The 14,718-nt window shown below is 46.0% G+C and carries 12 protein-coding genes and 1 pseudogene; 10 read left to right on the top strand and 3 right to left on the bottom strand.

What is annotated here, in order from left to right; translation table 11 throughout:
* Positions 1 to 11 precede the first annotated feature (11 nt).
* The 3 genes from FD973_RS08435 to ompA all read right to left on the bottom strand — a co-directional run bounded on the left by FD973_RS08435 (position 12) and on the right by ompA (position 2,066).
* Positions 12 to 692 (bottom strand): HAD family hydrolase, encoded by a 681-nt coding sequence (locus FD973_RS08435; RefSeq protein ID WP_215322901.1) that lies wholly within the window; start codon positions 690 to 692, stop codon positions 12 to 14.
* Positions 693 to 694: 2 nt separating this feature from the next.
* A complete protein-coding gene (gene ubiG, locus FD973_RS08430; protein WP_215322900.1) occupies positions 695 to 1,390 on the bottom strand; it encodes a bifunctional 2-polyprenyl-6-hydroxyphenol methylase/3-demethylubiquinol 3-O-methyltransferase UbiG in 696 nt (231 codons plus the stop codon).
* Between the two features lie 100 nt (positions 1,391 to 1,490).
* Entirely contained in the window at positions 1,491 to 2,066 is a 576-nt protein-coding gene (gene ompA, locus FD973_RS08425; RefSeq protein ID WP_215322899.1) for an outer membrane protein OmpA, read from the bottom strand.
* 159 nt (positions 2,067 to 2,225) lie between these two features.
* Between ompA and gyrA the strand changes: the two genes are divergently transcribed.
* The 10 genes and pseudogenes from gyrA to lapB all read left to right on the top strand — a co-directional run bounded on the left by gyrA (position 2,226) and on the right by lapB (position 14,702).
* Positions 2,226 to 4,943 (top strand): DNA gyrase subunit A, encoded by a 2,718-nt coding sequence (gene gyrA, locus FD973_RS08420; RefSeq protein WP_215322898.1) that lies wholly within the window; start codon positions 2,226 to 2,228, stop codon positions 4,941 to 4,943.
* 26 nt (positions 4,944 to 4,969) lie between these two features.
* A complete protein-coding gene (gene serC / locus FD973_RS08415; RefSeq protein WP_215322897.1) occupies positions 4,970 to 6,067 on the top strand; it encodes a 3-phosphoserine/phosphohydroxythreonine transaminase in 1,098 nt (365 codons plus the stop codon).
* On the top strand, positions 6,067 to 7,146 hold the full coding sequence (gene pheA, locus FD973_RS08410; protein WP_215322896.1) for a prephenate dehydratase: 1,080 nt from the start codon (positions 6,067 to 6,069) through the stop codon (positions 7,144 to 7,146). The genes serC and pheA overlap by 1 nt, the downstream gene beginning before the upstream one ends.
* 51 nt (positions 7,147 to 7,197) lie before the next feature.
* Positions 7,198 to 8,322, top strand: a complete 1,125-nt coding sequence (gene hisC, locus FD973_RS08405) for a histidinol-phosphate transaminase (RefSeq protein WP_215322895.1) — start codon at positions 7,198 to 7,200, stop codon at positions 8,320 to 8,322.
* A 15-nt stretch (positions 8,323 to 8,337) separates the two neighbouring features.
* A complete protein-coding gene (locus tag FD973_RS08400) occupies positions 8,338 to 9,219 on the top strand; it encodes a prephenate dehydrogenase/arogenate dehydrogenase family protein (RefSeq protein ID WP_215322894.1) in 882 nt (293 codons plus the stop codon).
* Positions 9,219 to 10,547, top strand: coding sequence for a 3-phosphoshikimate 1-carboxyvinyltransferase (gene aroA, locus FD973_RS08395; RefSeq protein ID WP_215322893.1), 1,329 nt, complete (start codon positions 9,219 to 9,221; stop codon positions 10,545 to 10,547). The genes FD973_RS08400 and aroA overlap by 1 nt, the downstream gene beginning before the upstream one ends.
* 14 nt (positions 10,548 to 10,561) lie before the next feature.
* Positions 10,562 to 11,224 carry a (d)CMP kinase gene (cmk, locus tag FD973_RS08390; RefSeq protein ID WP_215322892.1) on the top strand — a complete coding sequence of 221 codons (663 nt, stop codon included), beginning with the start codon at positions 10,562 to 10,564 and terminating at the stop codon, positions 11,222 to 11,224.
* A gap of 135 nt (positions 11,225 to 11,359) precedes the next feature.
* Positions 11,360 to 13,033, top strand: coding sequence for a 30S ribosomal protein S1 (gene rpsA / locus FD973_RS08385; protein ID WP_215322891.1), 1,674 nt, complete (start codon positions 11,360 to 11,362; stop codon positions 13,031 to 13,033).
* A gap of 52 nt (positions 13,034 to 13,085) precedes the next feature.
* Positions 13,086 to 13,424 (top strand): annotated as a pseudogene (locus FD973_RS08380) (integration host factor subunit beta); the annotation flags it as partial.
* A 66-nt stretch (positions 13,425 to 13,490) separates the two neighbouring features.
* Positions 13,491 to 14,702: a lipopolysaccharide assembly protein LapB gene (lapB, locus tag FD973_RS08375; RefSeq protein ID WP_215322890.1), complete on the top strand. Its 1,212-nt coding sequence runs from the start codon at positions 13,491 to 13,493 to the stop codon at positions 14,700 to 14,702.
* Positions 14,703 to 14,718: the final 16 nt, after the last annotated feature.

Below are 14,718 nucleotides of genomic sequence, written 5' to 3'. Positions count from 1 at the left end.
ATATCTTTGAGTTATTCCCTGTTGGGAAAGATGATTTTTAGTAAGTCGAGTGGGTTGTTGATTACATAATCAGCTCCCCAGACCTCTGGAGGCTCTTTACAGCCACAGTAGCCATAAGCAGCTGCTACGGTTTTCATTCCTGCTGCTTTGCCTGCAATGACATCTCGAATGTCATCACCTACATAAAGTGATTTGGTTGGATCAATATTCGCTAATCTAGCGGCATGCAAGATGGGCTCTGGATGTGGTTTTGAGTAGGGAGTTGTATCACCTGAAACGGTTGAAGCAGATCTACCGCTAAGGCCCATCAACTTAACCAAAGGATTGGTAAAGCGCTGACTTTTGTTGGTCACAATGCCCCAGCGTAGCTTGGCTTGATCCATGGCATCGAGCAAGTGATTCATGTCATCAAACAATTTACTTTCTACTAGTAATGCTTTTTCATAGTTACTGAAAAATTCATCGCGCAAAGGGATGAAGTCGGGATGCTCGGGACTAATGCCGAAAGCGCCTTCTAGTAATCCGCGCGCGCCAGCAGAGGCATAAGGACGTAGAAATTCATATGGCTTGGGTGCGAGATTGCGTGCTTCTAGTAGCTTATTAGTGGCGGCTACCAAATCTGGCGCAGTATCAGCTAAGGTGCCATCTAAATCAAAAAAGACACCGGCATAAGGGCTGGAGAGATTGCTCACCTTTAGGATGCTTTCTTACATGCAATCATGTAATTCACATCCACATCATCGCTAAGGCTATATATCTGAGTGAGTGGGTTGTAAGTCAAACCTTTCATGCCCAGCATCTCCATGCCAGCATGTCTTGTATATGCAACGAGCTCAGATGGCTTGATAAATTTAGCGTATTCGTGAGTTCCCTTAGGGAGTAGTTTTAGGATGTATTCGGCGCCGATAATGGCAAACAAGTAGGACTTAGGACTGCGATTTAAGGTGCTAAAAAATAGAGTGCCTCCAGGCTTGCATAGTTTGGCGCAGGCGCGTACAACTGATGCGGGGTCGGGTACGTGCTCTAGCATTTCCATGCAAGTAACTACATCGAATTGTTCTGGTTGTTCGTCAGCAAGGGCTTCAGCTGAGATTGAGCGGTAGGTGAGGTTTGCGCCAACCTCTAGTGCGTGTAATTCAGCTACTTTGAGTGCTTTTTCGGACAGATCAATGCCGGTGGTATCGGCCCCAGATTGAGATATAGATTCAGCAAGGATGCCGCCTCCGCAACCAATATCAACTACTTTTTTGCCTTCTAAATTGACAAACGATTTAATCCAATTTAGCCGCAGAGGATTGATGGCATGTAAGGGCTTAAATTCGCTATTAGGATCCCACCAGCGATGAGCTAGGGCGCTAAATTTGGCGATTTCTGACTGGTCGACGTTCATAAGAATTGGCAGCGGTGCTGCTATTGGTTAGATGAGATTTATGAATATAGCGGAAATAAAAAAGCCCGCTTGAAGCGGGCTTTTTTACAAGTAAAGTGAATTACTTAGCAGCAGTACCAACAACTTCAATGTCAGTACGGCGGTTCTTAGCGCGGCCTTCAGCAGTTGCGTTTGATGCAACTGGATTGCTCTTGCCTTTAGATTCTGTGTAGATACGGCTACCGTCAACACCCTTGCTTACCAAGTATGCTTTAACAGATTGCGCACGACGCTGACCGAGAGCCATGTTGTATGCATCTGTACCGATGCTGTCAGTGTTACCAACAGCGATAATTACTTCTAACTTGATCTTGCTCAAATCAGCAGCGATCTTGTCCAATGTAGCTTTACCTTCTGGCTTCAATGTAGCTTTATCGAAGTCATAGAGTGTGTCAGCTTGCAAAGTGATCTTGCTTTGGCTAACGCCAGCAGGAGCAGCAGCTGCAGGAGCCAATGCACCGTCACAACCTTTAGCAGCTGTTGCAGGTGTCCAGTTGTTATCACGCCAGCACAATGTGCCATCGCCGTTTTTCCAGTTTAAGGCGCCATCGCCGTTTTGCCAGTTATCGGAAGCCATTGCTGCAGAAGCAGAAACGGTAATAACAGAAGCGAGCAACACTCTTAGGGTTTTGTTCATTTTTAGTCCTCAAAAATCTCTTTTTTAATTAAAGTCAAACTTAAATGTAATTCGCCCTACCTTGATGCAAAAACTGCAAAGCGACACATCTCAATTTCGTACAAACTGACAGAATCTTAGCATAGGGCTCACCTGTCATCAAAATGATATTATTTCTAGATGGAACAAGCCGCTAAAGAAACACTACCAATATCCCTCGAAGACGAAATGCGGCGGTCCTATTTGGACTACGCAATGAGCGTCATCGTCGGCAGAGCCCTGCCAGACGTGCGTGATGGCCTCAAACCTGTTCATCGCCGAGTCTTATTTGCGATGTATGAATTAAACAACGATTGGAACCGAGCTTACAAAAAATCTGCCCGTATAGTTGGCGATGTAATCGGTAAATACCACCCACATGGCGATTCTGCGGTGTATGACACGATCGTTCGCATGGCTCAGGATTTCTCTCTGCGCTATATGCTAGTTGACGGACAGGGCAATTTTGGCTCTGTAGACGGTGATAACGCTGCTGCAATGCGGTATACCGAGATTCGCCTTCGTAAGATTGCCCATGAGCTTTTGGCTGATTTGGACAAGGAAACGGTCGATTTTGGGCCAAACTACGACGGTAGCGAGAAAGAGCCGCTGATTCTTCCTGCCAAGGTGCCTAATCTGCTCATTAATGGCAGTTCTGGCATTGCTGTAGGCATGGCTACCAATATCCCCCCTCACAACCTTGATGAGGTGGTTGCAGCCTGTCTACACGTACTCCACAACCCAGAATGCACGATTGATGAGCTCATTGAGATCATTCCAGCTCCTGATTTCCCTACGGCCGGCATCATTTATGGGGTTCAAGGGGTTCGTGAGGGCTACCGTAGTGGGCGTGGTCGTGTGGTTATGCGAGCAAAGACTCACTTTGAAGACCTAGATAAGGGTGCTCGTCAGGCCATCATCGTTGACGAATTGCCGTACCAGGTAAATAAAAAGAACCTGCTCGAGCGTATTGCTGAGTTGGTAAATGAGAAAAAAATTGAGGGTATTTCTGATTTGCGTGACGAATCAGATAAATCTGGCATGCGTGTTGTCATTGAATTGAAGCGCGGTGAAGTGCCGGAAGTGGTTCTCAATAATTTGTATAAGAGCACTCAGTTACAAGACAACTTTGGCATGAACATGGTGGCATTGGTAGATAACCAGCCACGCTTGTTGAACTTGAAGCAAATGCTCGAGTATTTCTTGCAACATCGTCGCGAGGTAGTTACTCGTCGTACGATTTTTGAATTACGTAAAGCGCGCGATCGTGGTCACGTCTTAGAAGGCTTGGCAGTCGCATTGGCAAATATTGATGAGTTCATTGCCATTATTAAAGCTGCTGCAAACCCTGTGATTGCGAAGCAAGAGTTGATGGGTAAAGCTTGGGATTCATCGATGGTGCGTGAGATGTTGGCGCGTGCGGAGACTGATACGCCAGGCGGTCGTAACGCTTATCGCCCAGAAGGCTTGTTGCCTGAGTACGGCATGCAAACGACTGGCTTGTATCGTCTCTCTGATGGTCAAGCGCAAGAAATTCTTCAAATGCGTTTGCAACGCTTGACTGGTCTTGAGCAAGACAAGATTGTTAATGAGTACAAAGAGGTGATGGCAGAAATATCTGACTTGCTTGATTTGTTAGCTAGGCCTGAGCGTGTTACACAAGTCATCGAATCTGAATTAAAAGAAGTTCAATCTGAGTTTGGTATTGCTGGTGGTGACTCTGGTCGTCGTTCATTTATTGAAATGAATGCTACCGAACTTTTCACAGAAGATTTGATTACGCCGCAAGATATGGTGGTCACGCTTTCACATACTGGTTATATGAAGAGCCAACCACTGAGCGAATACCGCGCACAAAAACGCGGTGGCCGTGGCAAGCAGGCGGCAGCCACTAAAGATGAAGATTGGATTGACACCTTATTCGTGGCAAACACACATGACACGATTCTTTGTTTCTCTGATCGTGGACGGATGTATTGGCTCAAAGTTTGGGAAGTTCCGCAAGGTAGTCGCACTTCTCGCGGTAAACCAATCGTCAACATGTTCCCGCTTGTTGAGGGCGAGAAGATCACAGTAATTTTGCCTATTAAGGGTTATCAGGACGATCAGTACGTGTTTATGGCTACGAGTTTGGGAACAGTCAAAAAGACTCGCTTGTCTGATTTCTCCAATCCTCGTAAGGCGGGCATTATTGCTGTCGACTTGAATGAAAACGACTTCTTAGTTGGCGCTGCGATTACCGATGGTCAGCACGATGTCATGCTGTTCTCTGATGCCGGCAAGGCAGTGCGTTTTGATGAAAATGATGTTCGTCCTATGGGTCGTACTGCACGCGGAGTTCGCGGCATGAATTTAGGCGATGGTCATCAAGTTATCGCTATGTTGGTTGCTCCTGCTGAAGCTGCAGAAGGTGCTGAATCGGCAGTAGTAGACGCGGATGGCATTGCTATTCCAAGTAGCGTATTAACCGCGACAGAAAATGGTTACGGTAAACGCACTCCGATTGCTGAATACACGCGTCATGGTCGTGGTACTAAGGGCATGATTGCGATTCAAACTACTGAGCGAAATGGCAAAGTAGTTGCTGCTGCTTTGGTGTCTCCTGAAGATCAAATTATGTTGATCACGACTGGTGGCGTCTTGGTGCGCACTCGAGTTGCAGAAATTCGTGAGATGGGTCGCGCTACTCAAGGCGTAACGTTGATTAATGTGGATGAGGGAACCCGCTTATCAGGCTTGCAGCGTATTGCTGAGAGTGATTCTGATGAGGAGGGTGATGTTGATGATGCAGATGAAGGTGATGTATCTGCAGATCCAGCAATCGACTCGACTGACGACAATACGGCTGGTAACGCTTAAGCGTCACCTATTCACTAGAGCACTTTATGACCTTTGACCGCCGCATTTTTAATTTCGCTGCGGGACCCGCTACTTTGCCTGAAGAGGTATTGAAGCAAGCTGCCGATGAGATGTTGAATTGGCGTGGTCTCGGAACTAGTGTGATGGAAATTAGTCATCGCAGCAAAGAGTTCATGGAGGTGTATGAAGAGGTTATTCAAGACCTACGTACACTGATGAATATTCCTGACTCTTATGAAATCTTGCTATTGCAAGGCGGTGGTCTAGGTCAGAATGCGGCTATTCCAATGAATCTCATGCCCTTGGCTCAGAATGGCCCCAAGGCGGATTTTGTTGTTACAGGAATTTGGTCAGAAAAATCTTTTAAGGAGGCGCAGAAGTACGGTACTGCAAATTTAGCCGCCTCTTCTGCTGCTGAAAAATTTAATACGATTCCCGCTAGATCTACTTGGAAGTTATCAAGTGATGCTGCTTACGTACATTACTGTGCGAATGAAACAATTGGTGGTGTTGAATTTCCAGATGTGCCAGATGTAGGCAACATTCCATTAGTTGCTGATATTTCTAGCAATATTCTTTCGAAAGAGATGGATGTCACTAAGTGTGCTGTGTGGTTTGGCGGTGCGCAGAAGAATATTGGTCCATCAGGCGTGACGATCGTGATTGTGCGAAAGGACCTTATTGGCCATAGCATGAGTATTACTCCAACGATCTGGGATTGGTCTGTGCAAGCGGGTACTCAGTCCATGATTAATACGCCTCCCACTTTCTCAATCTATATGGCGGGTCTGGGATTCAAGTGGTTGCTCAAGCAGGGTGGTGTCAAAGCTATTCAAAAGCGCAACCAAGAAAAAGCCGATTTGCTCTACAACTTTTTGGATCAAAGTAGTTTGTATGAGAATCGTGTTGCCAAGGAATATCGTTCGCGCATGAATGTGACTTTTTTCTTAAAAGATGAGAATCTGAATGCTGAGTTTTTGGCGCAATCCAGTGCAGCAGGTTTAGTTGCCCTGCGCGGCCATAAGGCTGCTGGTGGAATGCGAGCCAGCATCTATAACGCAATGCCTATTGAAGGCGTAAAAGCCTTAGTTGAATTTATGCGCGACTTTGAAAGGCGGGCTTAATGAGTACTGAAGAACAGCGCTTAGCTCCCTTACGGGAAAAAATTGACGCACTTGATGCGCAAATTTTAGATTTGTTAACTCAACGCGCAAAAGCTGCACAAGAAGTTGGTCACGTTAAGGGTGGTTTTTCTTCACCAGTTTTTCGTCCTGAGCGCGAGCGCCAAGTAGTGGCGCGCCTTCAAGAAATCAATCAAGGCCCATTGTTGCCTGATGGAATCGCGGCAATTTGGCGTGAAGTGATGTCAGCTTGCAGAGCCCTAGAGGCGAGACAAACGATTGCTTATCTTGGACCTGTTGGAACTTTCTCAGAACAAGCTGCGCAAACCTATTTTGGTCATTCAATTGCTGGCTTACCGTGCGCTAGTTTGGATGAAGTATTTAAAGCGGTAGAGAAGGGCGCAGCACAATTTGGTGTCGTTCCAGTTGAGAACTCTAGTGAAGGTGCTATTTCACGCACATTAGATTTGCTATTAGATTCTCCCATGCGCATTAGCGGCGAAGTGGTTTTACCGATACGGCATCACTTATTGACTAAGAGCGGCAATTTAGATGGCGTTACAACCGTTTGCGCTCATGCTCAAGCATTGGCCCAATGTCAGCAATGGTTAAGTGTGCATGCACCGCAATTAAAGCGCCAAGCAGTCAGTAGCAATGCCGAGGCAGCACGTCTAGCGGCTGGTGATCCTACTTTGGCTGCAATCGCTGGCGATCCTGCGCAGGAGGCCTATGGCTTGCAAGCAGTTGCTGCGCAGATTCAGGATGATGCACATAATCGAACCCGCTTTGTTGTGGTCGGTAACTATGCCTGTCAACCAACTGGAAAAGATCAAACTTCTTTAGTGCTTTCAGTAGATAACCAGCCTGGTGCTGTTCATCGTTTGCTTGCACCTTTAGCTAAACATGGCGTGTCCATGAATCGCTTTGAATCCCGACCAGCTCGCAAAGGTACTTGGGAGTATCACTTTTATATTGATATCGCTGGCCATGCTGATGATGCCAAGGTAGTGAAAGCGCTTGAGGAGTTAAAAGAGGTGGCTGCTTTCTATAAAAATTTAGGCTCTTATCCGCACTCGGCTTAAGTTGGTAAAAGACTTAAAAGATCAATAAAAATATATTTAGTAAAAGTTCGAATGACATCAAAGATTGGCTTAAAACATATTCATGCGATTGCCCCCTATGTTGGTGGGCGACCCATTAGCGAAGTTGCGCGCGAATATGATCTGGACGAAAACAAGATTGTGAAGCTGGCTTCCAATGAGAATCCTTTGGGGATGCCCAAGTCTGCACAGGACGCCATGCTCAAGGCTGCGAGTGATTTAGGGCGTTATCCAGATTCGAATGGGTTTGAGCTCAAGAATGTTTTGGCTAATCGATTGGGTGTGCCAACAGACTGGATTACTTTAGGCAATGGCAGTAACGACATTCTTGAATTAGCTGCTCGCGCTGTTGCGCAAGCTGGCGATGAAGTGATCTTCTCAAAACATGCTTTTGCTGTTTATCCCTTGGCTACACAAGCTGTTGGTGCTAAGGCGATTGAGGTTGCTGCTACAGATAGCTATGGGCATGATTTACCAGCGATGTTGGCGGCAATTAAAGCATCAGGTGATAAAGCAAAATTGGTATTTGTGGCTAATCCAAATAATCCAACTGGCAGCTACTTAACCGCTAAAGAGATTGAAGATTTTTTGATTGCAGTGCCACCCCATGTTGTTGTGGTATTGGATGAGGCTTATAACGAGTATCTGACTCCAGAGCAACGCTATGATGCGATTGCTTGGGTGAAACGTTTCCCCAACATGATTTTGTCTCGCAGTTTCTCCAAGGCATATGGCTTGGCTGGCTTGCGTATTGGATATGGAATTGCTCAGCCCCATCTCACAGATTTGCTCAACCGCATTCGCCAACCATTTAATGTAAATAGTCTTGCCCAAGCAGCTGCAATTGCGGCATTTGAAGATAAAGAGTTCTTGCAAAAGGGATATGAGTTAAATCGCTCTGGCTACGAGCAATTGACAAAGGCTTTTGATGAGTTGGGTTTAAAGTACCTACCCTCTGCTGGTAACTTTGTGCTCGTTAAGGTTGGCGAAGATAATCAAGCGGGCGTACGTATTAATTTGGAACTACTGAAGCGAGGCATTATTGTTCGTCCTGTTGGCAATTATGGCTTGCCGCAATGGTTGCGTATTTCGATTGGTTTGCCAGAAGAAAATGCGGCATTTATTGCCGCGTTAAAAACAATATTGGCACAACAATAAATTAACGGAATTCTGATGACCATTATTAATCCCGCCAGTAATTTTGGCACTGTCACCATCGTAGGCGTTGGTTTAATTGGTGCTTCTTTAGGTTTGGCGCTTAAAAAAGCGGGAGTGGTGACCAAAGTATTAGGTGTGGGTCGCAGTAAAGAAAATTTAGATCAAGCGCAAAAGATGGGCGCTATTGATGGTGTAGTGGATTTGGTTGAGGCCGCCAAGCAATCTGATGTGATTGTGCTTTGTGTGCCGGTTGCACAAATGCGATCCGCCTTTGAAGTGATTGAGCCTCATCTTGAATCACGTACCATGATTACCGATGCCGGCAGTACGAAGGGCGATGTGATTTTGGCTGCAAAGGAAGTATTGGGTAAGAAGGCTTGTCAGTTTGTGCCAGCGCATCCGATTGCCGGTGGTGCTCAGCATGGCGCAAGCGCTGCTAAGGCAGATTTATTCCAGGGCAAGCAAACTATCATTTGTCCGCTGCAAGAAAACTCTCCTGAAGATACCGCTTTGATCACTGGCTTTTGGGAATCCGTTGGCTCTCAGGTGAAAAAGATTGGCGTTGTACAACATGACGCTATTTATGCAGCGGTTTCTCATCTTCCACACCTCTTGTCTTATGCCTTGATGGCAAGCGTGGTGAATTCTGAAGATGCCGATCAAAAATTGAGTCATGTTGGTGCTGGCTTTAAAGACTTCACTCGTATTGCAGCCTCTAGCCCAGAAATGTGGCGAGATATTTGTTTGGGTAATCGCGCTGCCATTTTGAAAGAGTTGGATCAATATCTTTTGATCGTCAATCACATGCGCAAACTCATCGCTGAAAACGATGGCTCTGGCTTGGAAAAATTATTTAATAAGGCGAGCAAAGCGCGTCAAGACTTGGATGTACTTTAATGAGCGGTTTACCTGATATCAAAGTTGGACCGTTTAAACGAGCGCAAGGCTCGATAGTCTTGCCAGGCTCGAAGAGTATTTCTAATCGTGCGCTATTACTTGCTGCTCTATCTTCCGGCACAACCACCCTCACAAACTTGCTGGATGCGGATGACACGCAAGTGATGCGCAATGCATTGCGTCAGCTAGGCTTATCTGTCACAGATAAAGCTGACAAGGTTTGTATCGTTGAGGGTTGTGGTGGCAAGTTCCCTGTGCAGGATGCAGATCTATTTATGGGTAATGCCGGTACTGCGATTCGTCCCCTCACTGCAGCCTTGGCTATGCAAGGCGGCAATTACCGCTTATCAGGTGTTGCTCGTATGCATGAAAGACCAATTCGGGATTTGGTTGATGGTCTACGTCAAGTGGGCGCAAAAATTGATTACGAATTACAAGAAGGTTACCCCCCAATTAAGATCTTGGCAGCTGATATTCAGATTCAAGATGTTGTTAAGGTGCGCGGTGATGTATCGAGTCAATTCTTAACGGCGTTGCTCATGGCTTTGCCTTTAGTTGCATCAACCCCAGTACGCATTGAAGTAATTGGCGAGCTTATTTCTCGCCCGTATATTGATATCACTTTGAAGTTAATGGCGCGTTTTGGTGTTCACGTTGACTGCCCTGATGTGCAATCGTTCATCATTCCTGCAAAAACTTCTGATGCTGTATACAAGAGTCCAGGTCAGTTATCGGTAGAGGGTGATGCTTCTTCAGCTTCATACTTCTTAGCCCTCGGGGCTATCGGTGGCGGCCCTGTGAAGGTTATGGGCGTTGGCAAGGATAGCATTCAGGGTGATGTGGCATTTGCGGATGCACTTGCACTCATGGGCGCCAAGATTTCCGCTGGAGAAGATTGGATTGAGGTGTCTGGCGTAAAAAATTTCAATGGCAAGCTTAATGGCATCACGATTGATTGCACAGAAATTCCAGATGCAGCCATGACGCTTGCAGTTGCTGCATTATTTGCAGAAGGGCCAACACGTTTAAATAATATTGCCAGCTGGCGCGTAAAAGAAACCGATCGTATTGCAGCAATGGCAAAAGAATTAAAGAAGATTGGTGCAATCGTAGAAGAGGGTGCGGATTACATCGTGGTTCAAGCTCCCGCTTCGCAAATTGACTGGAAATCACCAAGCGAAGGTATTGATACTTATGATGACCATCGGATGGCGATGTGTTTCTCGCTCGCCGCATTTGGCCCGAATGCACTCAAGATCAATGATCCAAATTGCGTAGCAAAAACATTCCCAACCTATTTCGCAGAATTTGCGCAAGTAGTTAGCTAAACCAAATCCTATTTATGAGCATTCCACCAGTCATCGCAATTGACGGGCCTACCGCCTCTGGTAAAGGCACGGTTGCCTCATTGGTTGCGGAAAAGCTCGGTTTTCATTATTTGGACAGCGGCGCCCTCTATCGTTTGGTTGCTCTAGCCAGTGAAAAAGCGGGAATCGACGTTAAAAATGGCCCAGAATTAGGCCTTTTAGTTCCTAAGTTATTGATTTCATTCAAAAATAATCAAATTTTCCTCAATGGTATGGATGTGACTGATGCTATTCGTACAGAAAACATCGGTTTAAGAGCTTCTGCTATAGCCGTCCATCCAGAGGTGAGATCTGCTTTAGTGGGTCTGCAACGTAGTTTTCGTCAATCTCCTGGGTTGGTGGCGGATGGCAGGGACATGGCTAGCGTCATATTTCCAGATGCGATTTTGAAGGTTTTTCTCACTGCAACTGCCGCCGCTAGGGCTGAACGTCGCTATAAGCAATTGATAGCTAAGGGAATTTCTGCTAAACTTGAGGACTTGCTGCAAGATTTACAGGAGCGCGATGCTAGAGACAGTAGTCGAGGCGCCGCGCCCTTGTTGGTTGCAGATGGTGCAAAAGTGCTTGAAACATCAGATTTATCGATAGATCAAGCAGTTAAGACGGTTTTAGATTGGTATCAGTCTTCAATTGCTTAGTTTTATGTAGTTGGTAGTAAGAAGTAGTTTTGGTGTCTTAAGAAACTCCACAACGCGATCATTTCATTAGCGTGTTTCTTTAAGGCTTTTTTAACCTAACCCGTCAGGCCTTCTGGCGGCAAAAAGTGAATACACATGTCTGAATCATTTGCAGAATTATTTGAAGAATCATTAACCCGATCGAATATGAAGACCGGCCAAGTTATTTCGGCTGAAGTTCTTCGCATCGACCATAACTTCGTCGTTGTTAACGCTGGCTTAAAGTCTGAAGCGTTTATTCCTGTTGAAGAATTCCATAACGACGCTGGCGAGATTGAAGTAGCTCCTGGCGATTTCGTTTCTGTTGCTATTGACGCTCTTGAGAACGGCTATGGCGACACCATCCTCTCCCGTGACAAAGCAAAACGCTTGGCTTCATGGATGAACTTGGAAAAAGCGCTTGAGCAAGCTGAGATCGTTACCGGCACTGTTACTGGTAAGGTTAAAGGCGGCTTGACAGTAATGGTTAACGGTATCCGTGCATTCTTGCCTGGATCACTCGTTGATACACGCCCAATCAAAGACACCAGCCCTTACGAAGGTAAGACGATGGAGTTTAAGGTTATTAAGCTAGACCGTAAACGTAACAACGTAGTGTTGTCACGTCGTGCTGTTGTAGAAGCTAGCCAAGGCGAAGAGCGTGCTAAGTTGATGTCTAACCTTAAAGAAGGCGCAGTGGTTACTGGTCTTGTTAAGAACATCACCGACTACGGTGCGTTCGTTGACCTCGGTGGTATCGATGGCCTCTTGCACATTACCGATTTGGCATGGCGTCGTGTGCGTCACCCAAGCGAGATGTTGACTGTTGGTCAAGAAGTTACAGCTAAGATTTTGAAGTTCGACCAAGAGAAGAATCGTGTTTCACTCGGCGTGAAACAACTTGGCGATGATCCATGGGTTGGTATTGCACGTCGTTACCCACCGAACACCCGTTTATTCGGCAAGGTAACTAACTTGACTGATTACGGCGCATTCGTTGAAATTGAATCTGGTATTGAAGGTTTGGTACACGTTTCTGAAATGGACTGGACTAACAAGAACGTTGCTCCAAGTAAAGCAACTGCATTGGGCACCGAAGTTGAAGTAATGGTTCTCGATATTGATGAAGACAAGCGTCGTATTAGCTTGGGCATCAAGCAGTGCAAAGCAAATCCATGGGAAGAGTTTGCACGTTCACAGCAAAAAGGCGACAAGTTGTCTGGTGCGATCAAGTCTATTACTGACTTCGGCGTATTCATTGGTTTGCCTGGCGGTATCGACGGTTTAGTTCACCTCTCTGACCTTTCTTGGAATGAGCCTGGTGAAGAAGCTGTTAAGAAGTACAAAAAAGGTGATGAAGTTGAAGCTACTGTCTTGGCAATTGATGTTGAGAAAGAGCGTATCTCTCTCGGTATCAAACAATTGTCTGGCGATCCATTCAATAACTACACATCCGTTAATGACAAAGGTGCTTTAGTAACTGGTACTGTTAAGGCGGTTGATGCTAAGGGTGCAACGATCCATTTGGCTGATGAAGTTGAAGCTTACTTGCGCGCTTCTGAGATCTCAACTGATCGCGTTGAAGATGCACGCAATGTATTGAAAGAAGGCGATAGCGTTACTGCAATGATCATTAATATTGATCGCAAGTCACGCGTTATCAATCTTTCAATCAAAGCAAAAGACAGCTCTGATCAACAAGATGCAATGAGCAAGCTCCAAGGTGATGCGCAATCTGGCACAACCAATTTGGGCGCTTTGTTAAAAGCAAAATTGGATAATCAAGGCTAAATCAATATCGCCGCTCTCCGTTGGGAGGGTGGCGATTTTTTATTGATAGATCATGACAGATCAAGAGCAACAAGCTATTACCCGCTCCGAACTTGTGGAGAGCCTCGCGGAACAATTTCCGCAGCTTTTACCTAGGGATGTGGAGTTAGCGGTTAAAACTTTGCTGGATACTATGACTCATGCCTTGGCAGAGGGTAAGCGGATCGAATTACGCGGTGTAGGAAGTTTTGTGCTTCATCATCGTCCTGCGCGTACAGGTCGCAACCCAAAGTCTGGTGAGAAAGTTTTGATTCCAGAAAAACGCGTTCCCCACTTTAAGCCTGGCAAAGAGTTGCGTGAGCGAGTAGATTACAAGCCTTTGAAGCAGGCGGGCCCTAAAGAGGGTTCTGGTGCCTAAGTTTCAGGCTCAACCTCAGTGGTCCATACGGGCCATTTTTTTATTTAAGTTCAGCACGCTATGATTCAGATAGCCACGTCTTGGTTATTGCTTCTGCCAGTCATGTTTGGTATTGGGTGGATGGCATCGCGCTGGGATTTACGTCTTGAAAATCGCATGGATGAGAGAGAGCGTATGCGTCAGCAACGCTCAACTTTTAAAGGGTTAAGTCTCTTATTGAATGAGCAGCCTGATCAAGCAATTGAAACTCTGGTGAAAATTGCCCAATTGGATCCAGAAACGATCGAATTACATTTTTCACTAGGTAATTTATTCCGTCGTCGCGGTGAGACTGAGCGTGCTATTAAAGTTCACCAGCACCTCGCAAATAGAGATGATTTAAAGCCACGAGATCGTGATCATGCTGCTTATGAATTAGGGCGTGATTTCTTGCGTGCGGGCTTGCTTGATCGTGCTGAAGCATCGCTCAATCGTGTGGGCGATGGTAAGTATGCCGTGCCTGCAAAAGAGAGTCTTTTAGAGATGTATCAAGTAGAGCGCGATTGGAAAAAAGCCATCATTGCCGCTACTGAGCTTGAGGGTTTGCAAGGTAAATCCCATCACACGGAAATTGCTCAATTCCATTGCGAAATAGGACAAGACGCATTACGTCGTAAAGATCTTGATGATGCGGAACAATCAATTGCGAGAGCATTGCAAGCAGTACCTAATCACGCTCGCGCATTGATTTTGCAAGGTGATTATTTAATGGCTTTAGAGCGCCCAACCCAGGCAATAGAGGCTTGGAGTTTGGTTGCTGCCTCGCACCCTGCCTATATGCATTTATTGGCGGATCGGTGGATGGTAGCTCATTCTGCCTTGGGTAAAGAAAGTGAAGGACTTGATCGTCTTTGTGAATTACTCAAGACCCAAGCGTCAGGTGAGCTCTTGGATATTGTTCACAAACAAATGATGAAAATTCGGGGACCTCAGGCAGCAAATACCATGTTGGCAGAGGTAATGCAGCATTCTCCAAGTTTGAGTGCTTTATCTAAGTTAGCGGAAACCCGTTTAGCTTTAGAGGAAGGTAGCGCTAATCCAGAGAGACTTATTGAATTGCAATCTATTTTGAGTCTATTACGCCAGCGTACTACCAGCTTGGCACGCTACACTTGTGGCAACTGTGGCTTTAGGGCGAGAAGATTCTATTGGCAATGTCCAGGCTGTAATCACTGGGAGGCATCCTCACCCAGACGGAGTGAAGGTTCTGCGCCTAGTGGCCCTTCAATGTAAAGAATTTAGGAGAGAG

It is taken from the genome of Polynucleobacter sp. MWH-Braz-FAM2G, from assembly GCF_018687635.1.
In the GTDB taxonomy this organism is placed as follows: domain Bacteria; phylum Pseudomonadota; class Gammaproteobacteria; order Burkholderiales; family Burkholderiaceae; genus Polynucleobacter.
Note: the sequence above shows the minus strand (reverse complement) of the source record. Positions and strands in the feature narration are given on the sequence as shown.